Here is a 20896-nt window from a genome sequence, read left to right as displayed (position 1 = left end):
GGTCACCGCCATGACCGAGACCGCGCTCACCGTGCACCAGACCGCCCGCCCCCACGGCTACCCCACCCGCGAGCACTTCGCCTTCGTCGAGTCGGCGCCGCCCCGGCCCACGCCGGGCACCGCCCTGGTGGAGAACCTGTACTGGTCGGTGGACCCCTACCACCGGGAAATGATGGACGGGGACTTCGCCCTGAACGCTCCCCTGGAGGGCCGTACCCTCGGCCGCGTCACCGAGTCCCGCGACCCCGCGCTCCGCGAAGGCGAGATCGTCTTCCACCGGCAGGGCTGGCGCACCCACACCGTCGTCACCCCCGGCGAGACACGCGCCGTCCCCCGCTTCGAGGGCGTACCGCTCTCCGCGCACCTGAGCATCCTCGGCGGCACGGGCCTCACGGCCTACGTCGGTCTCACCCGCATCGCCGAACTCCGCGAGGGACAGGACGTGTTCGTCTCCGCGGCGGGCGGCGGCGTCGGCACGGCCACCGGGCGGCTCGCCCGGCTGATGGGCGCGGGACGGCTCGTCGGCAGCGCGGGAACAGCGGCGAAGGCGGCGTACCTGACGGAACACGTCGGCTACGACGAGGTCTTCGACCACCACGCGGGCCCGACGGCCGAGCTGCTCGCGAAGGCGGCGCCGGACGGGATCGACCTCTACATGGACAACGTCGGCGGCGAGCACCTCGAAGCGGCGATCTCCTCGCTGCGCGCGTACGGACGGATCGTACGCATCGGCACGATCGCCCAGTACAACAGCACCGGCACGCCATACGCCCTGCGCAACCTCCCCGACATCGTCGAGAAGAGCCTGCGCATGGAGGGCTTCCTGGTCAGCAACTACCGCGACGTACAGGAGGAGTTGTACGAGTTCGTGGTGCCGCATCTGCAGAGCGGGCGCATCGGGCTCGACGAGACCGTGGTGGGAGGCTTCGGCTCCATCGTGGACGCGTTCCTGGGGATGCTGCGGGGCGAGAACCTCGGCAAGATCATCGTCGCCGCCTAGAAGACGTCCCCGTCACGCCAGTCGATGAGGATCTCGTGCGCCGGATCGAGGTCGGCGCCCCACAGGAGCGGGGGTTCCTCGTCCGGCATCGGGACCACGCCCCGCGGGCCGAGGGTGCCGACCGCGCCCTTCCACTGCTGCCAGCCGCGCCCGAGGTACAGCCGCTCCCCCTCGTCGGACGCCGACAGCGCGCCCAGGACGTACGCCCGGTCGATCACCCGCTCCAGGGCGCCCATCACCTGCCCGCCCAGACCCTGCCGCTGCCGGTCCGGGAGGACGGCGACCGCTTCGACGTAACCGATGCGCAGCGAACGGCCGTCGTGCACGATCCGGCGCTGGACCACGGAGCCGTGCGCGAGGAGGAGGCCGGAGTCGTCGTGCACCAGGGCGTGCATGCCGCCGAGGCCGTGCTCCCAGTCCTGGTCGCTGAAGTCCCCGTCGAACGCCTCGTCCATCAGGGCGCGGGCGGCACGGAGTTCGGTCGGGTCGAGATCGCAGGTGTGGGCCGTACGCAGCGTGGTCACCTCTCCACCGTACTCAGGCCATATCTGAGTACGCACGCCGATTTCCCCGCGGCGGGGCGGCGGCAGAGTCAGTGCCATGAACGGCCTCTACGCTCTCAAGCCCTGGTACGCGGACCGGTTGTCCGGCGTACGCGGCGCGCTCGCCCGCCGCGAGGTGTCGCCCGACACCCTCACCGCGGCGGGTGTGCTCTGCGCGGCGGGCGCGGCCGCGGCGCTCGCCTGGCTGCCGGCGCCGCTCGCGGCGCTCCCGGTGGCCGTGCTGCTCGCCGCGCGTCTCGCCTTCGCGAACCTCGACGGAGCGCTGGCCCGTGACACGGGCCGCACGTCACGGCGTGGCGCGCTCCTGAACGAACTGGGCGACCGGGCGGCCGATCTGGTCATGCTCGCGGGTTTCCTGACCCTGGCGCCGCTGTGGCTGGTGGCGACGGCGGGCCTCGCGGCGACGCTCCCTTCCTGGGTGTCCCTCGCGGGCGCGGCGGCGGGCGCGCCCCGCCTGAACGGGGGCCCGGTCGGCAAGACGGAGCGCTGCGCCCTCGTGGTCCTCGCGGCGGCTTCCGGGTGGTTCGTGCCGGTGCTCGTGGTGATCGCGGCGGGCTCGGCGCTGACGGCGGGGCTGCGACTCGCGGGGCTGTGGCGGGAGTTGGGGCAGCAGCACCCGGAGGCCCTGCGATGAGCGCCGCGTTCATCGCCGGGGAGGCCGCCGGGCGTGCCGTGCCCGTGGTGGCCGGGGTGCTCGGCGTCGGCGGAGTGGCCGTCGCCGCGCTGCCCTCGCGGGTGCGGATGCGGGCCGAACTGCGCAAGCGGTGGCGTACCTGGGCGCTGGCCGCGCCGCTCTTCCTCGGGGCCTTCTTCCTTGGCCGGGCGGGGGCGTTCGCGCTCGCGGCCGGGCTCGGAGTGGTCGCCGTGGGCGAGTACGCGCGGATGGCGGGGCTCCCGCGGGGTGAGCGGTCCGTGCTCGCGGTGTCCGCCGTGGCGGTGCCGGGCATCGCCTGGGGGGCGCCCGATGCCCTCGACCTGCGGACGGCGGGTGCGCTGCTGATCGCCGCCGCCGGGGTGGCCCTCTTCCGCGGGGACGCCGCGCAGGGGTTCACGCGGGCGAGCCGTACGGTTTTCGGGCTGCTCTGGATCCCCGTCTCGCTGAGCGGTCTCGTGCTGCTCGGCGACACGGCCGTGGCGGTGGGCGTGGCGGTGGCGTTCGGGGACGTGGGGGCGTGGTGCGGGGGTACGGCACTGGGCCGCAGGGGGCTTCTGTCCCGGCCGCTCTCGCCCCTCTCCCCCAACAAGACCTGGGCGGGCGTCGCGGGAGCCGCCGCCGCGACCGGCGCCGCGCTGGCCGCGGTCGGCGCGTTCTCCCCGGTGCTGTGGGCCGCGGTGCTCGTCGGCTGCGTGCTCGGGGATCTCCTGGAGTCGATGGTCAAGCGGGAGGCCGGCGTGAAGGACGCGGGGAGCTGGTTGCCGGGGTTCGGCGGCCTGCTCGACCGGATCGATTCGTTGTTGGTCGCGCTGTTGCTGACGATGGTGGTGACGCTGTGAGGGTTCGTCCAAGGACTCGTTCGACCGGGCTCTGCCGCAACCGGCGGCGGACCGCCCCGCCCCGGGCCTCCGCCCCAGACCCCGCGGGACACACGCCGAGCGGGCCCAACTCTCCTGGCCGGATGCCGGATCACACCGACGGGGGCGAACTCGGCGGAGCCGGTGTCGAACGGCGGCCGAAGCCGGGCGCGGTCCTGCGACGTGCCCTGTGGTGGACCCTGCTCACCCTCACCGGCGGAGTCGAGCGGCGCGGCCGGCTGCCGCGCGGCGGTTGCGTGGTCGTGGCGAACCACTCGTCGCACGCGGACACCGCCGCCCTGCTCGCCGCACTGGACGCCCGCCACGCGCCCGCGATCGGCGCGGCCGCGGACTACTGGTTCGCCTCCCCCTGGCGGCGGCGGATCTGCAGCCGCCTGGCCGCGGGCTTCCCCGTACGCCGCACGGGAGGCGGCACGGACGACCTGCTGTCCAGGGCGGACGCCCTGCGCGCGGGCGCAGCCGTCGTCCTCTTCCCCGAGGGCACCCGCGCACGGGCGGGCGAACTCGGCGCCTTCCACAAGGGCGCTCTCGTCCTCGCGCGGCAGGCGGACGTGCCCGTCGTCCCGGTCGCCATCGACGGCACCGCCCGCCTCCTGCCCAAGCACGGAAAACTCCGCCCCACCCTGGTCAGGGTCCGCATCGGAGCCCCGCTGCCGCCGGACACGACCCCCGAGGCGGCCCGTGACGCGGTGGTCGAGCTGCATCGCCGTACGGCGCGGGAGCCCCTCAGGGACTCCGTCACCCGCAGGCGCGTCGCGGCTTTCATCAGCTCACGCCGGGGTCTCGCGGCAGCCTTCGCCTGGGCCTTCGCGGAGGCGCTGAGCTGGCCCCTGATGCCGGAGCTGTTCCTGGCGATCGCCTGCGTGGCGGTACCGCGCCGGGCCCTGAAGCTGTCCCTCACGGCACTCGCGGGCAGCCTGGCGGGCGGCCTGCTTGCCCTGCAACTGGCCGCCTCCGGAGCCCAGTTGCCGCACCCCCTGACCACGGACCGGATGCGCGCCGAGGTACGCGCCGAGCTCGCCGTCGAAGGCGCGGCGGCCGTCCGACACCAGCCCTGGAACGGCATCCCCTTCAAGGTGTACGCACGCGAGGCGGGCCGCGCCGACATCGCGCCGCAGGACTGGCTGGCCCACTCGGCACTCTCGCGCGGCTCCCGCACCCTCACGGTGGGCCTCGCCTTCGGGGCCTTCGGGTTCCTCGTGCACAGGCTCCGGCGGTTCTACGGGCTGTATCTGGCCTTGCTGGGTGGCGGATTCACGCTCGGGCTCTCATTGATCGTGACGGGATGGAGCTGACCGGGGCACACTCGGCAACATGGCTGACGAGACCGCACAACGGCCCTGGACCCCCATCCACGGCGAGCCCTACCGCTCCGTTCCGTACCGCCCGGAGCGCATGCCCGAGCCCGCATCCCTCGCGCAGGCGGCCGAGTTGAGGGCACGGATGCAGGAGCGCCGTACGGTACGGCAGTTCGCGCCCGACCCCGTGCCCGCACAGGTCGTGCGGGACGCCATCGCGTGCGCGGCGACCGCACCGTCCGGCGCGCACCAGCAGCCGTGGACCTTCGTCCTCGTCCAGGACCCGGAGGTACGCCGCCGCATCCGCGAGGCAGCCGAGCACGAGGAGCGCGTCTCGTACGACGGCCGTCTCGGCGAGGAGTGGCTCGCGGCCCTGCGCCCGCTCGGCACGGACGAGGTGAAGGCGCACCTGACGGACGCGCCCGCGCTGGTCGTCGTCTTCCAGCAGCGCTACTGGCTGGGCGAGGACGGCACCAAGCACAAGCACTACTACGTCGACGAGTCGGTGGGCATCGCGGTGGGGATGCTGCTGTCCGCGCTGCACCTGTCGGGTCTCGCCGCGCTGATCCACACGCCGAGCCCGATGCGGTTCCTGTCGCAGGTGCTCGGCAGGCCGGAGAACGAGAAGGCGTTCGCGGTGATCCCCGTGGGCTATCCGGCTCCGGACTGCCAGGTCCCCGACCTCGTACGGAAGTCCCTTGATCAGGTGCTCGTGGAGGTCTGAGCGGAGACCAACCGGCTCTCCAGGGACGGGTAGTCGGTGTAGCCCTCGGCACCGTGCGTGTAGAGGTGTGCCGCGTCGATCTCCTGGAGCGGCGCGTTCACCGCGAACCGCTCCGGCAGGTCGGGGTTGGAGATGAAGGCACGGCCGTACGAGACGAGGTCCGCGAGGCCCTCGGCCAGGACCGCCTCGCCCGCCTCGCGCGTGGTCGGGTCGCCGTTCTCGCCGACGTTGCCGATGAGCGTGCCGTGCCAGTGGGGGCGCAGATCGGTGAGGGCCGGGTAGCTGTCGTTGTCGGTGAGGTGGAGGTAGGCGAGGCCCAGGCCGTCGATCTCGTCGAGCAGCGCGCGGTAGACGGGGCCGGGGTCCGCCTCCGCCATGCCGAACTGCGGGTTGCCCGGCGACAGGCGCAGGCCGAGCCGCTCGGCACCGATGGCGTCGGCGACGGCGCGTACGACCTCCACGACGAAGCGGATGCGGTCGGCGATCGTGTTTTGGCCGTACTCGTCGTCGCGGAGGTTGGAGTTGTCCGCGAGGAACTGGTGGATCAAGTAGCTGTTGGCGCCGTGCAGTTCGACGCCGTCGAAGCCCGCGGTGACGGCGTTGCGGGCGGCGGTCGCGAAGTCCCGGACCGCCGTGTGGATCTCGTCGACGCTCATCTCGCGCGGGGTCACCGGGTCGGCCTTGCCGCCGTCGCGCACGTGGACGCGGCTCGGGTCGACGAGCACGGCGGACGGCGCGGCGGGCACGTCCTCGTCGATCCGGGACAGCGGGTGCCCGTGCCGGCCGCCGTGCATCAGCTGGGCGTAGATCCGGCCGCCCGCGGCGTGCACGGCCTCGGTGACCCGCCGCCATCCCTCGATGTGCGCGGCGGTCTCCAGGCCGGGGAAGCGCCAGCCACTCTGGCCCCGGCTGCTGGGCCAGATGCCCTCGGTGACGATGAGGCCGGCGCTCGCACGCTGGGCGTAGTGGTCGGCGACCACGGGCAGCGGGGTGCCGTCCTCGGTGGCGCGGTGGCGGCTCATGGGGGCCATGACGATGCGATTGGGCAGACGCAGGCCGTGGGCGGTGGGCGCGGAATACGGTGTGAGGAGCTTGGTGTTCGTCATGCCGGAACGGTAGAAGCTGACACCGGTGTCAGATTCAAGTGCGGAGGCGCTTCGAGTGCGGAGGTACGTGTGACATGAGGATCGGCGAGCTGGCGAAGCGTACCGCTGTGAGCGAGCGGTCCCTGCGCTACTACGAGAAGCAGGGCCTGCTGTACGCGGACCGCACACCGGGCGGCCACCGCGAGTACCCGGAGGCCGCGGTCGACCGGGTCGTGCACATCCAGGAGCTGTTCGCGGCGGGCCTGTGCAGCGCGAAGATCGTGCAGCTGCTGCCCTGCATGCGGGACCAGGACGGCGGCCCGTCGAAGACGGCGACCCCCTGGCTGGTGGAGGAGCTTTCGGTGGAGCGGGCCCGGATCGACGGCATGGTCGAGGAGTTGCTGCGGGCAAGAGACGTGCTGGACGAGGTGATCACCGCGGCGGCGGGCGGGAGCGACGCCTGACTGCTCCTCCGACTCCGCGAGTTCCCACCCCTTGACGTTCTAACCCCTTAACGCGCATTGACCGGTTAGGTTGACGCGTGCTCTACTCATTCCTGAGGCAACCACCAAAACGCGCCTGAGAGGTTAGACATGAGCAGCAGGACCCACCACCGCTCCATCACCGTCCGCGGCCACGAGATCGCCTACCGCGAGGCAGGCCCCGTCGACGCCCCCGTCCTCCTCCTGCTGCACGGCTTCCCCTCCAGCTCGCACATGTTCCGCGACCTCATACCGCTCCTGGCCCACCGCTACCGCGTCATCGCCCCCGATCACCTCGGCTTCGGCCGCTCCGCCGCCCCGTCCGCACCCGACTTCACGTACTCCTTCGCCGAACTCGCCGAACTCACCGCGGAGTTCACCGAGGAACTGGGCCTGACGCGCTTCGCGCTCTACATCCAGGACTACGGCGCTCCCATCGGCCTGCGCCTGGCCCTCGCGCACCCTGAACGCGTGACCGCGATCGTCACGCAGAACGGCAACGCCTACGAGGAAGGTCTCGGCACCGAGGCCTGGGCGCCCGTCCTCGCGTACATCGCGGACCCGACCGAGAAGACCGCCGCGCCCGTACGGGAGATCCGCTCCCTCGAAGGCATCAAGTGGCAGTACACGCACGGCGTTGTGGACCAGACCCTGGTCAGCCCCGACGCCTGGCTGCACGACGCCGCGCTGATGGCACGCGAGGGCCAGGACGAGATCCAGCTCTCCCTGATCGGCGACTACGGCAGCAACATCGCGCTGTACCCCGCGTTCCAGGAGTACTTCCGCGCCTCCCAGGTCCCGCTGCTCGCCGCCTGGGGTGCCCACGACGAGATCTTCGTGCGGGGCGGCGCCCTCGCCTTCCTCCGTGATCTGCCGGAGGCCGAGGTGCACCTCCTGCCCGCCGGCCACTTCGCCCTGGAGACCCACGCGGCGCAGATCGCCGCCCTGATCGACGACTTCCTGACCCGGCGCCTCGACGCACCGGCGCGGTGAAACAGCACCGCCTCCGACCGGGGTGGGGCCCAGGTCGGAGGCGGGGTTCAGAGGGGGCGTCGAAGCCCCGGGGGGCGTCAGCCCATGTGCGGGTACGGGTAGTCCGTCGGCGGGACCAGCGTCTCCTTGATGGCGCGGGTCAGCGTCCAGCGCTGCAGGTTCTGCGGGGCGCCGGCCTTGTCGTTGGTGCCGGAGGCGCGGCCGCCGCCGAAGGGCTGCTGGCCGACGACGGCGCCGGTCGACTTGTCGTTGATGTAGAAGTTGCCCGCCGCGTAGCGGAGCTTCTCCATCGTGTACGCGGCAGCGGCGCGGTCGCCCGCGATGACCGAGCCGGTGAGGGCGTAGTCCGAGGCCGACTCCATCTGGGTCAGCATCTCCTCGTACTTGTCGTCCTCGTAGACGTGGATCGCCAGGAACGGGCCGAAGTACTCGGTCGTGAAGACCTCGTTGGCCGGGTCCGAGCACTCTACGACGGTCGGGCGCACGAAGTAGCCCACCGAGTCGTCGTACGTGCCGCCCGCGACGATCGTGCAGGTCGGATCGGCCGCGGCGCGGTCGATGGCCGCCTTGTTCTTGGCGAACGCGCGCTCGTCGATGACGGCGCCGATGAAGTTCGACAGATCGGTGACGTCACCCATCTTGATGCCGTCGACCTCGGCCGCGAACTCCTCCTTGAAGCCGTCGTTCCAGATCGAGGCGGGAACGTACGCACGCGAGGACGCGCTGCACTTCTGGCCCTGGAACTCGAAGGAACCGCGGGTCAGGGCCGTCTTGAGGATCGCGCGGTCGGCGCTGGGGTGCGCGACGACGAAGTCCTTGCCGCCGGTCTCGCCGACCAGGCGCGGGTACGTGCGGTAGTTGGCGATGTTCTCGCCGACCGTCTTCCACAGGTGCTGGAAGGTCGGGGTCGAGCCGGTGAAGTGGATGCCCGCCAGGTCGCGGTGGGTCAGGGCCACCTCGGAGACGGCGATGCCATCGCCGGTCACCAGGTTGATGACGCCCTTGGGAAGACCGGCTTCCTCGAGGAGCTGCATGAGCAGCACGGCGGCGTGCGTCTGCGTCGGGGACGGCTTCCACACGACCACGTTGCCCATGAGGGCCGGGGCGGTGGGGAGGTTGCCCGCGATGGCGGTGAAGTTGAAGGGGGTGATCGCGTAGACGAAGCCCTCGAGCGGGCGGTGGTCCAGGCGGTTCCAGACGCCGGTCGCGTTCGCCGGGGGCTGCTCGGCGAGCAGGTCACGGGCGTACTTGACGTTGAAGCGCCAGAAGTCGATGAGCTCACAGGGCGTGTCGATCTCGGCCTGCTGGGCGGTCTTCGACTGGCCGAGCATCGTCGAGGCGGCGAGCGTCTCGCGCCACGTCGTGGAGAGCAGCTCGGCGGCGCGCAGGATGATCGCGGCGCGGTCGTCGAAGGACATCGCGCGCCAGGCCGGGGCGGCGGCCAGGGCGGCGTCGACCGCGTCCTGGGCGTCCTGCTTCGTGGCACCGCGGCCGGTGCCGATGACGGCCTTGTGGTTGTGCGGCTGCACGACCTTGAAGGGCTCACCGCCACCGAGGCGCTTGACGCCGCCGATGGTCATCGGCAGCTCGATGGGGTTCTCGGAGAGCTCCTTGAGCTTGGTCTCGAGGCGGGCACGCTCCGGGGAACCGGGGGCGTAGCCGTGCACCGGCTCGTTGACCGGCGCGGGGACCTGGGTCACAGCGTCCATGAGTTCCGTATCTCCTTGGGGGGGGTCGGGGGAAGTCGGGAAAGGAGCGCTCAGCCCTTGGTGAGGATGGAGCGGGCGAAGAAGAGCAGGTTGGCCGGCTTCTCCGCGAGGCGGCGCATGAAATATCCGTACCAGTCGGTGCCGTAGGCGGTGTAGACGCGCATCCGGTGGCCCTCGGCCGCGAGCCGCAGGTGCTCGTCGCTGCGGATGCCGTACAGCATCTGGAACTCGTACTCGTCCAGTTTGCGCCCCGCACGCCGACCGAGCTCCTGCGCGATGGAGATCAGACGCGGGTCGTGGGACCCGATCATCGGGTACCCGTCGCCCTCCATCAGGATGCGCATGATCCGCACGTACGCCTTGTCGATCTCCGCCTTGTCCTGGTACGCGACCTCGGCGGGCTCCTTGTAGGCGCCCTTCACGATGCGCACGCGGCTGCCCGCGGCGGCCAGGCGGCGGGCGTCGTCCTCGGTGCGGAAGAGGTAGGACTGGATGACGCAGCCGGTCTGCGGGAAGTCCTTCCGCAGCTCCTCGTGGATGGCGAACATCGAGTCGAGGGTGGTGTGGTCCTCGGCGTCCAGGGTGACCGTGGTGCCGATGGCGGCGGCGGCCTCGACGACGGGCCGGACGTTGGCGAGGGCCAGCTCGTGGCCGCCTTCGAGCGCCTGGCCGAACATGGACAGCTTGACGGACATCTCGGCCTTGGTGCCGAGGCCGAGGTCCTTGAGGCGCTCGACGAGCTCCAGGTAGGCGTCGCGCGCGGCGGCGGCCTGCTCGGGCGTGGTGATGTCCTCACCGACGACGTCGAGGGTGACCTCGAGGCCCTTGTCGGCGGCGTCCGTGATGATCGGCACGACCTGGTCCACCGTCTCACCGGCGATGAAGCGGGCGACGACCTGCTTGGTGCCCGGGGCCGCCGAGACGAATCGGCGCATCTGGTCGCTGCGCGACGCGGCGAGGATCACGGGACCCAGCACGGGCACCTCCACGGAGAGTAGAAACAGGGCCGTACCTGGATATGCGTAACGAAGCGGTACGGCACGGAGAACCACCGTGAAACCTAAGGATCCCTCCGATCCGGTGCCATCGACACCTGTCACGCATCCGTGCCCTGGATCTCAGACATCTGTCTGAAGCAGGGGGCGAACTACGTCAGAATGGACAACGTGAAAGGCGATTACCAGGAACTGGTCGATGAGATCTCAGCCCTGCTCGGCGCGCCCGCGACGCTGGAGAACCGCGATTTCGAGCTGATCGCCTTCGGCGCGCACGACAGCGGGGGCGACAGCGACTTCGACGCGGCGGCGCTGGACCCGGTGCGCACCCGCTCGATCCTCACGCGCCGCTCGACGGCGGGGGTCCGCACCTGGTTCGAGAGCTTCGGCATCACGCGCGCCACGGCCCCGGTCCGCATCCCGCCCACTCCGGAGGCGGGCGTCCATCGCGGGCGGATCTGCCTTCCCGTACGGCATCGGGGGTTCGCCCTGGGGTACGTATGGCTGCTCGACGACGATCCGGGCCCCACGGACGCCCAGCTGACCGCCGCCATGGAGGTCGCCGCCCGCATCGGCGCACTGCTGGCCGACGAGGTGCAGGCGGGCGCCGATCTGACCCGGGAGTTCCGGGCCGTCCTGACCGCCGAGCGCGGCTGGCAGCGGGACATGGCCGTGGCCGACCTGCGCACGGCACTCGGCCCGCGCGGCGAGGGCCTGCACGCGGTGGTGTGCGTGGCCCCCTGGCCCTCCGCCGACCCGGACTCCGCCCCCTCGGTCCGTACGGTGCAGGGGGCGACCGCCCTGTGCACGGTGCCGTGGGGCACCGCGGGCCAGAGCCTCGCGGTCCTGGTCAGGCTGCGCTCGGCGGACGTGACGACCCCGGCGGTGTCGGCGGCCACGCGGCTCCTGGAGTCGGCGAAGGACGCGGCGGCGGGCATCGCGAATGCCCGCCGCGGCCTGGACGAGCTGGGCGCCGCCTGGTGGGAGGCGTCGACGGCGGCCCGCGCTGCCCGGGCCGAACCCCGCTTCGCTCCCGTGGCCCAGTGGTCGGATGTGGGCCCCTACCGCCTCCTGACCTCGCTGCCCGCGGAGGCGGCCGAGGACCCGGCGGCCCGCGCCCTCCTCTCCCCCGCCCACCGCGAACTCGCCCGTACCGCCGAGGTGTTCCTGGACTGCGCGGGCCAAGCGGGCCGCGCGGCCGCGGAGTTGGGAATCCACCGCCAGACGCTCTACTACCGCCTCTCCCGCGTGGAGCAACTCACGTCCCTGGACCTGGACGACGGCGAGGACCGCCTCCTCCTGCACATGGTCCTGAAAGCGTCACGACTGTAAGGGCACGGACACAGAAGGCGAGTGACGTGATCATGGCGAGGTAGCGTCTCACCCGACCACGCACGCAACTCCACAGGGGAGAACTGACACCCGATGAAATTCAAGTTGTTGGGACCCGCCGTCGCCGCCGCAGCCCTCGTCGGCACCACCCTCACCGGCGGCATCGCCGTGGCGCAGACGCCCTCCGCGCCGGTGTCCGCCGCCGCGGCGCCCAGCTGCCTCAACGGACTCACGAACGTTCCCGCCAAGCAGACCGTGAAGGTGCGCACGCACGCGAAGGTGAACGCCACCGCCAAGGGCCAGTGGAACAAGGGCAAGAAGGGCTTCCTCTGCAACGACGGCAAGTCGATCACGGGGCAGAAGTACACCCTCTGCGGCAAGACGAGCACCAAGTGGCAGTACGGCATCACGAACGGCACGAACGTGAAGGGCTACGTCCCCGAGGCGTGCCTCAAGTGGGGCATCGGCGCCTGATCTGAAGGCATCTCCCCAGGTGGTGCGGGTGGCGCGACGCCACCCGCACCACTGACGTTCCAGGCCTCCGACGCCGGAAAACGCCGGACGGGCTGGAGATCTCCAGCCTGTCCGGCGTTTGAGGACGAACTCGGCGCAGTCGGTGATGGCGGCGCCCAGGGCTCTGGAGCCCTAGTCCGTGAGGTTCACCGCGCGAGCGGACTCCGCACCGATCTCCTCGGCCAGTTCGTTGAGGACCGCCTGCGGCACGGTGTCGTCCACCGTGAGGACGGCGAGCGCCTCCCCGCCGACGTCGGCGCGAGCGACCTGCATGCCGCCGATGTTGATGCCCGCCTCGCCGAGGACACGGCCGACGGTGCCGACGACACCGGGACGGTCCGCGTAGCGAAGGACGACCATGTGCTCGGCGAGCGCCAGGTCCACGTCGTACCCGCCGATGGCGACGATCTTCTGCAGGTGCTTCGGGCCGGCCAGCGTGCCGGAGACCGAGATCTCCTCGCCGCCGGTGAGCGTGCCGCGCACCGTCACGACGTTCCGGTGATCCGGGGACTCCGAGCTCGTGGTGAGGCGGACCTCGACACCGCGCTCCTGGGCGAAGAGAGGCGCGTTCACGTAGGACACGGTCTCGTCGACGACGTCCTCGAACACGCCCTTGAGCGCGGACAGTTCGAGCACCTTCACGTCGTGCTGGGTGATCTCGCCGTACACCTCGACGTCGAGACGGGCCGCCACCTCGCTCGCGAGGGCGGTGAAGATGCGGCCGAGCTTCTCGGCGAGCGGCAGACCGGGACGCACGTCCTCGGCGATGACGCCGCCCTGGACGTTCACGGCGTCCGGGACCAGCTCGCCCGCGAGCGCGAGACGCACGGACTTGGCGACGGCGATGCCGGCCTTCTCCTGCGCCTCGTCCGTCGAGGCACCGAGGTGCGGGGTGCAGACGACCTGGTCGAACTGGAACAGCGGGGAGTCCGTGCAGGGCTCCTTCGCGTACACGTCCAGACCGGCGCCCGCGACGCGGCCCTCCTTGAGCGCCGAGTACAGCGCCTCCTCGTCGACGATCCCGCCGCGCGCGGCGTTCACGATGCGGACGGCGGGCTTGACCTTGTGCAGGGCCTCGTCGCCGATCAGACCGACCGTCTCCGGGGTCTTGGGCAGGTGCACGGTGATGAAGTCCGAGACCTCGAGCAGCTCGTCGAGCGTGAGGACCTTGACGCCCATCTGCGCGGCACGCGCGGGCTGGACGTACGGGTCGTAGGCGACGACCTTCATGCCGAAGGCGCTCATGCGCTGGGCGACCAGCGCGCCGATGCGGCCGAGGCCGACGACGCCGAGGGTCTTCTCGGCGAGCTCGACGCCCGTGTACTTCGAGCGCTTCCACTCGCCGGCCTTCAGGGCCTGGCTGCCCTGGGGGATGTTGCGGGCGGTGGCGATGAGCAGGCCACAGGCGAGCTCGGCTGCGGTGACGATGTTCGAGGTGGGTGCGTTCACCACCATCACGCCGGCCTTGGTGGCGGCCGACACGTCCACGTTGTCCAGACCGACGCCCGCACGGGCGACGACCTTCAGCTTCTTGGCGGCCGCGATGGCCTCGGCGTCGACCTTGGTCGCGGAGCGGACCAGAATCGCGTCGACGTCGGCGATGGCGGGCAGCAGCTCGGCGCGGTCCGCGCCGTTGCACTGCCGGATCTCGAAGTCCGGGCCCAAAGCGTCGACAGTGGCGGGCGACAGCTCTTCAGCGATGAGTACGACCGGTTTGCCGTTGGCAGCAGTGCTCACGTGAGTCCTCACAAGTCCAATGCGGACGGCCGTCCCGACGGCCGCATGCGGTGTCGCTTAGCCGCGTGGAAGACGCACGACGCTGTGGGCCCGACGCGAATGTTGAAAGCAGTCTAGTGGCGTAGTGACGAGTGTCTTACGCCACTGCGGAAGGATCACCCGTCCGTGGCTGGACGAGGTGGACAACGCCGGAGGGAGAGCGCCCCCTCCGGCGTTTCCGGGGTGCCTCAGGCCTCGTCGTTGACCCACGACATGAGCTTGCGGAGCTCCTTGCCGGTGGTCTCCAGGAGGTGGTTCTCGTCCTGCGTCTTGTACTCGTTGTACTTCTTCAGACCGCCGTGGTACTCGTCCATCCACTGCTTGGCGAAGGTGCCGTCCTGGATCTCGGTCAGGACCTTCTTCATCTCGGCCTTGGTGGCGTCCGTGATGATGCGCGGGCCGGTGACGTAGTCGCCCCACTCGGCGGTCTCGGAGATCGACCAGCGCATCTTCTCCAGGCCGCCCTCGTACATGAGGTCGACGATGAGCTTCAGCTCGTGGAGGCACTCGAAGTACGCGATCTCGGGCTGGTAGCCGGCCTCGGTCAGCGTCTCGAAGCCCGCCTTGACCAGCGCGGCGGTGCCGCCGCAGAGCACGGCCTGCTCGCCGAACAGGTCGGTCTCGGTCTCCTCGGTGAAGGTCGTCTTGATGACGCCCGCACGCGTGCCGCCGATGCCCTTGGCGTACGAGAGAGCCAGCGCGAAGCCGTTGCCGGTCGCGTCCTGCTCGACGGCCGCGATACACGGAACGCCGCGGCCCTCCTCGTACTGACGGCGGACCAGGTGGCCCGGGCCCTTGGGGGCGACCATGCAGACGTCGACGCCCTCGGGGGCCTTGATGAAGCCGAAGCGGATGTTCAGGCCGTGACCGAAGAACAGCGCGTCGCCGTCCTTGAGGTTGTCCTTGATGGACTCCTCGTAGACCTGGGCCTGGATCGGGTCCGGGACCAGGATCATGATGACGTCGGCCTCGGCGGCGGCCTCCGAGGGGGTCACCACGCGCAGGCCCTGCTCCTCGGCCTTGGCCTTGGACTTGGAGCCCTCGTGCAGACCGACACGGACGTCGACACCCGAGTCACGGAGCGACAGCGCGTGGGCGTGGCCCTGGCTGCCGTATCCGATGACCGCGACCTTGCGGCCCTGGATGATGGACAGGTCGGCGTCGTCGTCGTAGAACAGCTCGGCCACTGGAAATCTCCTATGTGTGCTGGTGTTGCGACCCACCGTACGGCGGTCTTGCGGAAGAAAGTTTTCAGGTCTCGCCATACGGGCGGGCCCTGCGGCTCGTGCGGGTTGTTCAGGCCGAGCGGTCGAGCGCCCGCAGGCTGCGGTCCGTGATGGAGCGGGAGCCGCGGCCGATGGCGATGGTGCCGGACTGGACGAGTTCCTTGATGCCGAAGGGTTCCAGCATCTTGAGCATCGCCTCCAGCTTGTCGCTGGATCCGGTGGCCTCGATGGTGACCGCCTCGGGCGAGACGTCCACGGTCTTGGCGCGGAACAGCTGGACGATCTCGACGATCTGCGAGCGCGTCTCGTTGTCGGCGCGGACCTTGGCGAGGACCAGTTCGCGCGCCACGGCGCCGGCCGGCTCCAGTTCGACGATCTTCAGGACGTTGACGAGCTTGTTGAGCTGCTTGGTGACCTGTTCGAGCGGCAGGTCCTCGACGTTCACGACGATGGTGATGCGTGAGATGTCGGGGTGCTCGGTGACGCCCACGGCCAGGGAGTCGATGTTGAAGCCGCGGCGGGAGAACAGTGCGGTGATCCGTGCGAGGACACCGGGCTTGTTCTCGACCAGGACGGAGAGCGTGTGCTTGGTGGACATGACTCGTGGTCTCTCTTTCGCTCTCGCCTAGTCGTCTTCGTTGTCGCCGAAGTCGGGGCGGACCCCGCGGGCGGCCATGACTTCGTCGTTCGAGGTGCCGGCGGCGACCATCGGCCACACCTGGGCGTCCTCGTGGACGATGAAGTCGACCACGACGGGGCGGTCGTTGATGGCGTTGGCCTCGGCGATGACCTTGTCGAGGTCCTCGGGACGCTCGCAGCGCAGCGCCACGCAGCCCATCGCCTCCGACAGCTTCACGAAGTCCGGGACGCGGGTGCCCTTGTTGGGGCCGATGTCCTCGGGGCCGCTGTGCAGGACGGTGTTGGAGTAGCGCTGGTTGTAGAACAGCGTCTGCCACTGGCGGACCATGCCGAGGGCGCCGTTGTTGATGATGGCGACCTTGATCGGGATGTTGTTCAGGGCGCAGGTGGTCAGTTCCTGATTGGTCATCTGGAAGCAGCCGTCACCGTCGATCGCCCAGACCGTGCGGTCGGGCGCACCGGCCTTGGCGCCCATCGCGGCCGGGACCGCGTACCCCATCGTGCCCGCGCCGCCGGAGTTGAGCCAGGTGGCGGGCTTCTCGTACTGGATGAAGTGGGCGGCCCACATCTGGTGCTGGCCGACGCCCGCCGCGAAGATCGTGCCTTCGGGGGCGAGTTGCCCGACGCGCTCGATGACGTGCTGCGGGGAGAGCGAACCGTCCTCGGGCTGGGTGTAGCCGAGGGGGTAGGTGTCGCGCCAGCGGCTGAGGTCGGCCCACCAGGCGGAGTAGTCGCCCTGCACTCCGGCGGTGTGCTCGGCCTGGACTGCCTGGATCAGGTCGGCGATGACCTCGCGGGCGTCTCCGACGATCGGCACGTCGGCGGCGCGGTTCTTGCCGATCTCGGCCGGGTCGATGTCGGCGTGGACGATCTTCGCGAAGGGCGCGAAGCTGTCCAGCTTGCCGGTGACGCGGTCGTCGAAGCGGGCTCCGAGGGCGACGATCAGGTCGGCCTTCTGCAGCGCGGTGACGGCGGTGACCGCTCCGTGCATGCCCGGCATTCCCACGTGCAGCGGGTGGCTGTCGGGGAATGCGCCGAGCGCCATCAGTGTGGTGGTGACGGGCGCTCCGGTGAGTTCCGCGAGGACCTTCAGCTCTGCGGTGGCCTGGGCCTTCAGGACGCCGCCGCCGACGTAGAGGACGGGCCGCTTGGCGGTGGTGATCAGCTTGGCGGCCTCGCGGATCTGCTTGGCGTGCGGCTTGGTCACCGGGCGGTAGCCGGGCAGGTCCTGGGTGGGCGGCCACTGGAAGGTGGTCTGCGCCTGGAGCGCGTCCTTGGCGATGTCGACGAGGACCGGTCCGGGGCGGCCCGTGGAGGCGATGTGGAAGGCCTCCGCGATCGTCGCCGGGATGTCCTCCGCCTTGGTGACCAGGAAGTTGTGCTTGGTGATCGGCATCGTGATGCCGACGATGTCCGCCTCCTGGAAGGCGTCCGTGCCGATCGCCTTGGAGGCCACCTGGCCGGTGATCGCGACCAGCGGAACGGAGTCCATGTGGGCGTCGGCGATCGGGGTGACGAGGTTGGTGGCACCGGGGCCGCTCGTCGCCATGCACACCCCGACCTTGCCGGTGGCCTGCGCGTAACCGGTGGCGGCGTGGCCCGCGCCCTGCTCGTGCCGGACGAGGACGTGACGGACGCGGGTGGAGTCCATCATCGGGTCGTACGCGGGAAGGATGGCACCGCCGGGAATGCCGAATACCGTGTCGGCCCCGACTTCCTCGAGAGAACGAATGAGGGACTTCGCACCCGTGACGTGCTCGACGGGTGCGGACTGCTGTCCTGAGGATCGGGGCCGCGGCTGCGGATGGTGGGCCCCGGTGGCCTGCTCGGTCATCGGCATTCTCTTCTCGAAGCTGAGGGTTTTTGCGGGGTGTTTGCGGGGATTTGGCAGGTGCCTGTGCAACAAAAAACCCCTCGTGCCGTGAGGCAAGCGAGGGGAGCGCGTCGGAGCGGGTGCAGGGATTCCGGAGTTCGGACCGGTGAGTCCCAGCTTCAGCCGACGCGCTTTCCAAGTACGAGAATTCGGGTGCGCATGGCATTGACCCTCTCCCCGGCGCACTGTGCCTGTCAAGTAGGTGGGACGGGGGTCTCATTATGTGAGCGGGCGAAGGACTCGACACCTCCTCCGTACGCCACCGGCGGACCGCCCGCGAGGACCGGCTCCGCGGGCCCGTGCGGGACCGGATACTGCCCGATCGACAGCGCGCGGCGCAGGCGGTATTCGTCGAGCGGCCCGGAGAACGCCATGCCCTGCCCGTGCGTACAGCCCATCGCGCGCAGGGCGATGACCTGCTCCGGGAGGTCGACGCCGTCGGCCACCGAGCACAGCCCCAGATCGCCGGCGATGCGCAGCAGGCCAGAGGTGATCTTGTGCAGCCGCGCGGACTCGACGACGCCCTCGATGAGACCGCGGTCCAGTTTCAGTACGTCGACGGGGAGCCGCCGCAGCGCGGTGATGGCGGCATAGCCGCTCCCGAAGCCGTCCAGGGCGATCCGTACACCGAGCCTGCGCAGGGAGGTGAGCCTGCGCTCCAGGTCGTCGAGCGACACACGGGGGTCGCTGTCGGCGAGCTCGATGATGAGCGCCCCGGAGGGCAGTCCGTAGCGCGTGAGGAGCGCTTCGATGGACCCGAGCGGCATGGAGCGGTCCAGGAGGCGGCGCGCGCTGATGCGGACCGCGACGGGCGTCGTATGACCCGTACGGCCGCGCTCGGCGGCCTGCTGGACGGCTTCCTCGATCACCCAGCGGCCCAGCTCGGCGGTGCGGGCGCCCTCCTGGGCGTCCGAGGAGTCGGCCACGCGCAGGAACTCGGCGGGCGTGAAGAGGATGCCCTGCGCCGAGCGCCAGCGCGCCTGGGCGGCGACGGAGGTGATGCGGCCGTCGTCCAGGGAGACCACCGGCTGGTGCAGCAGCGCGAACTCGCCGTCGTGCAGGGCGGTGCGCAGCCGTGTCGCCAGCTCCGCCTTGCGCACGACGTCGGCCTGCATCTGGGGTGCGTACAGCTCGACGCGGCCCTTTCCGGCGGCCTTGGCGCGGTACATCGCGAGGTCGGCGTTGCGCAGCAGCTCGCCCGCGCCGATGCCGGGTTCGGCGAAGGCCACGCCGATGGAGGCCGCCACGCGTACGTCGTTCCCGTCGATCGCGTAGGGCTGGGAGAGGGTGATTCTGAGACGGTCGGCGAGTTCGTAGATGTGCTGCTCGCGTGCGGCCTGGTCGCGGGTGCCGTCACCCACGATGAGCGCGGCGAATTCGTCGCCGCCAAGCCGGGCCGCGCAGTCCCCGGACCTGACGGCCTCCTGAAGGCGGCGGGCCGCCTGGATCAGGAGTTCGTCTCCTGCTTGGTGGCCGATGGTGTCGTTGACCGCCTTGAAGCCGTCCAGGTCGATGAAGAGCACGGCCGTGCCCCGGTCGGTGACTCTGCGGCCGGTGAGCGCCTGGCCCACCCGGCGGGTGAACAGGGAGCGGTTGGGCAGGTCGGTGAGGGGGTCGTGCTCGGCGTTGTGCTGCAACTGAGCCTGGAGGCGCACCCGTTCGGTGACGTCGCGGCTGTTGAAGAGGAGCCCGCCCTGGTGGCGGTTGACCGTGGACTCCACGTTCAGCCAGTCGCCGTGGCCGGACTTGAAGCGGCACTCGATGCGGGTCGTGGGCTCTTCGGCGGGGTTCGCGGTGAGGAATCTGCGGACCTCGTGGACCACGCGGCCCAGGTCCTCGGGGTGCATGAGCGAGGCCAGTTCGGAGCCGACGAGCTCTTCGGCCTCGCGGCCGTAGACCCCTGAGGCGGCCGGGCTGACGTAGTGGAGTATGCCGTTCGGGGCGGCGATCATGATGACGTCGCTCGAACCCTGGACCAGGGAGCGGAAGTGGTTCTCCTTCTGGGCCAGTTCCTGGGTGAGGGTGATGTTGTCCAGGAGCATGATGCCCTGGCGCACGACCAGGGCGAGCACGACCGTGCCGGCGGTGAAGAGGACCACTTCGTCGACGCTGCGGCCGCTTAGCACGTTGTAGAGGATTCCCAACGTGCAGACGGCCGCGGCCAGATAGGGGGTCAGCGCGGCCAGCGACCCGGCGATGGGCCGGGTGGCGGCGGACCGCGCGTCCTTGGGGACGTCGTCGTGCCGCACGCGCGCGTGCTGTTGCGCGTCGTCCCCCTGCTTGTGCCAGGGCACCGCCCAGGGCGCGTACGCGAGGAGCAGTGAGCCGGCGAACCAGCCCGCGTCCAGCATCTGCCCCGAGCGGTAACTGGCGTGCAGGAGGGGCGAGGTGAACATCGCGTCGCACATGACGGTCAGCGCGAGGGCGCCGATCGCCGTGTTCACCGCCGTGCGGTTGGCGGACGACCGTCTGAAGTGCAGCGCGAGCACCATGCTGACCAGCGCGATGTCGAGAAGCGGATAGGCGAGCGAGAGCGCGGCGTGCGCGACGCTCTGGCCCTCGAACTGTGCCGTGTGCGCGAGCGCGAGGCTCCAGGAGAGCGTGAGCAGTGAGCCGCCGATGAGCCAGGCGTCCAGTGAGAGGCAGACCCAGCCGGCCTTGGTCACCGGGCGCTTGGCGAGCACGAGCAGGCCGATGATGGCGGGCGGCGCGAAGCAGAGGAAGAAGAGGTCGGCGAGGCCCGGGCTCGGCACCGGCTGCTCCAGCACGACCTCGTACCAGCCCCATACGCCGTTGCCCAGGGCCGCCATCGCGGAGGAGAGCGCGAACAGCAGCCATGCGGGTCGAAAGCGGCTGCGCCGGGTGCGTGAGTAGCGGAAACAGGAGACCGCGGCGGCCGCCGCCGCGATGCTCAGACCGAAGTCGCCCATGATCAGGGCGGCCCGGGGTGATCCCCAGCCGAACGCGGCCCCGGTGGCATACCCGCCGCAGACCACGAGGAGCGCGATCTGCGAGACCAGGCCCGCGCCGGAGGCGGGGCGCCGGGTCAGCGGCGAGCCGGTCGGCATCTGCGCCGCCAGCCCTCCGCCGCCCTCCAGGGCGGTGGCGGGTGACGGGCGGGTGCTCACCGGGCCGCCCTGATCCGTGGCGCCGGT

18 protein-coding genes are annotated in these 20896 nt (G+C 70.7%); 9 read left to right on the top strand and 9 right to left on the bottom strand.

The window, feature by feature from the left end; genetic code table 11:
* Positions 1-10 precede the first annotated feature (10 nt).
* Positions 11-1000, top strand: coding sequence for a zinc-binding dehydrogenase (locus ACWD02_RS31090; protein WP_451216275.1), 990 nt, complete (start codon positions 11-13; stop codon positions 998-1000).
* On the opposite strand, the gene ACWD02_RS31085 is transcribed toward ACWD02_RS31090, so the two are convergent.
* Positions 997-1602 carry a GNAT family N-acetyltransferase gene (locus ACWD02_RS31085; protein ID WP_451216272.1) on the bottom strand — a complete coding sequence of 202 codons (606 nt, stop codon included), beginning with the start codon at positions 1600-1602 and terminating at the stop codon, positions 997-999. The genes ACWD02_RS31090 and ACWD02_RS31085 overlap by 4 nt on opposite strands.
* On the opposite strand from ACWD02_RS31085, the gene ACWD02_RS31080 reads away from it, so the two are divergent.
* The 4 genes from ACWD02_RS31080 to ACWD02_RS31065 all read left to right on the top strand — a co-directional run bounded on the left by ACWD02_RS31080 (position 1601) and on the right by ACWD02_RS31065 (position 5118).
* Complete coding sequence (locus ACWD02_RS31080) at positions 1601-2197, top strand: CDP-alcohol phosphatidyltransferase family protein (protein ID WP_451216269.1); 597 nt, start codon at positions 1601-1603, stop codon at positions 2195-2197. The genes ACWD02_RS31085 and ACWD02_RS31080 overlap by 2 nt on opposite strands.
* Complete coding sequence (locus ACWD02_RS31075; RefSeq protein ID WP_451216266.1) at positions 2194-3057, top strand: phosphatidate cytidylyltransferase; 864 nt, start codon at positions 2194-2196, stop codon at positions 3055-3057. Before ACWD02_RS31080 ends, ACWD02_RS31075 begins: the two co-directional genes overlap by 4 nt.
* 122 nt (positions 3058-3179) lie before the next feature.
* Positions 3180-4391, top strand: coding sequence for a lysophospholipid acyltransferase family protein (locus ACWD02_RS31070; RefSeq protein ID WP_451216263.1), 1212 nt, complete (start codon positions 3180-3182; stop codon positions 4389-4391).
* A gap of 19 nt (positions 4392-4410) precedes the next feature.
* Positions 4411-5118: a nitroreductase family protein gene (locus tag ACWD02_RS31065; RefSeq protein ID WP_451216260.1), complete on the top strand. Its 708-nt coding sequence runs from the start codon at positions 4411-4413 to the stop codon at positions 5116-5118.
* On the opposite strand, the gene ACWD02_RS31060 is transcribed toward ACWD02_RS31065, so the two are convergent.
* Positions 5097-6224: an alkene reductase gene (locus ACWD02_RS31060; protein WP_451216257.1), complete on the bottom strand. Its 1128-nt coding sequence runs from the start codon at positions 6222-6224 to the stop codon at positions 5097-5099. The genes ACWD02_RS31065 and ACWD02_RS31060 overlap by 22 nt on opposite strands.
* Positions 6225-6298: 74 nt before the next feature.
* Here ACWD02_RS31060 and ACWD02_RS31055 point away from each other — a divergent pair, with 74 nt between their 5' ends.
* The gene (locus ACWD02_RS31055) at positions 6299-6667 is read left to right on the top strand and encodes a MerR family transcriptional regulator (protein ID WP_451216254.1); all 369 of its coding nucleotides are present in this window, start codon (positions 6299-6301) and stop codon (positions 6665-6667) included.
* A 129-nt stretch (positions 6668-6796) separates the two neighbouring features.
* The gene (locus ACWD02_RS31050) at positions 6797-7678 is read left to right on the top strand and encodes an alpha/beta fold hydrolase (RefSeq protein WP_451216252.1); all 882 of its coding nucleotides are present in this window, start codon (positions 6797-6799) and stop codon (positions 7676-7678) included.
* 77 nt (positions 7679-7755) lie between these two features.
* On the opposite strand, the gene pruA is transcribed toward ACWD02_RS31050, so the two are convergent.
* Positions 7756-9387: an L-glutamate gamma-semialdehyde dehydrogenase gene (gene pruA, locus ACWD02_RS31045; protein WP_451216249.1), complete on the bottom strand. Its 1632-nt coding sequence runs from the start codon at positions 9385-9387 to the stop codon at positions 7756-7758.
* Positions 9388-9437: 50 nt separating this feature from the next.
* Positions 9438-10364 (bottom strand): proline dehydrogenase family protein, encoded by a 927-nt coding sequence (locus ACWD02_RS31040; protein WP_451216246.1) that lies wholly within the window; start codon positions 10362-10364, stop codon positions 9438-9440.
* Positions 10365-10544: 180 nt separating this feature from the next.
* Here ACWD02_RS31040 and ACWD02_RS31035 point away from each other — a divergent pair, with 180 nt between their 5' ends.
* Both ACWD02_RS31035 and ACWD02_RS31030 read left to right on the top strand, forming a co-directional pair.
* Positions 10545-11714: a PucR family transcriptional regulator gene (locus ACWD02_RS31035; RefSeq protein WP_451216240.1), complete on the top strand. Its 1170-nt coding sequence runs from the start codon at positions 10545-10547 to the stop codon at positions 11712-11714.
* A 93-nt stretch (positions 11715-11807) separates the two neighbouring features.
* Positions 11808-12188, top strand: coding sequence for a hypothetical protein (locus ACWD02_RS31030; RefSeq protein WP_344522952.1), 381 nt, complete (start codon positions 11808-11810; stop codon positions 12186-12188).
* 171 nt (positions 12189-12359) lie between these two features.
* On the opposite strand, the gene serA is transcribed toward ACWD02_RS31030, so the two are convergent.
* The 5 genes from serA to ACWD02_RS31005 all read right to left on the bottom strand — a co-directional run bounded on the left by serA (position 12360) and on the right by ACWD02_RS31005 (position 20869).
* Positions 12360-13964, bottom strand: coding sequence for a phosphoglycerate dehydrogenase (gene serA / locus ACWD02_RS31025; RefSeq protein ID WP_365823957.1), 1605 nt, complete (start codon positions 13962-13964; stop codon positions 12360-12362).
* A 227-nt stretch (positions 13965-14191) separates the two neighbouring features.
* A complete protein-coding gene (ilvC, locus tag ACWD02_RS31020; RefSeq protein WP_451216236.1) occupies positions 14192-15190 on the bottom strand; it encodes a ketol-acid reductoisomerase in 999 nt (332 codons plus the stop codon).
* Between the two features lie 109 nt (positions 15191-15299).
* Positions 15300-15827 (bottom strand): acetolactate synthase small subunit, encoded by a 528-nt coding sequence (gene ilvN / locus ACWD02_RS31015; RefSeq protein ID WP_160507374.1) that lies wholly within the window; start codon positions 15825-15827, stop codon positions 15300-15302.
* A gap of 27 nt (positions 15828-15854) precedes the next feature.
* Positions 15855-17702 carry an acetolactate synthase large subunit gene (locus ACWD02_RS31010; protein ID WP_451216233.1) on the bottom strand — a complete coding sequence of 616 codons (1848 nt, stop codon included), beginning with the start codon at positions 17700-17702 and terminating at the stop codon, positions 15855-15857.
* A 233-nt stretch (positions 17703-17935) separates the two neighbouring features.
* On the bottom strand, positions 17936-20869 hold the full coding sequence (locus tag ACWD02_RS31005; RefSeq protein ID WP_451216807.1) for a putative bifunctional diguanylate cyclase/phosphodiesterase: 2934 nt from the start codon (positions 20867-20869) through the stop codon (positions 17936-17938).
* Positions 20870-20896: the final 27 nt, after the last annotated feature.

Source organism: Streptomyces sp. NPDC002853, from assembly GCF_053591915.1.
Note: the sequence above shows the minus strand (reverse complement) of the source record. Positions and strands in the feature narration are given on the sequence as shown.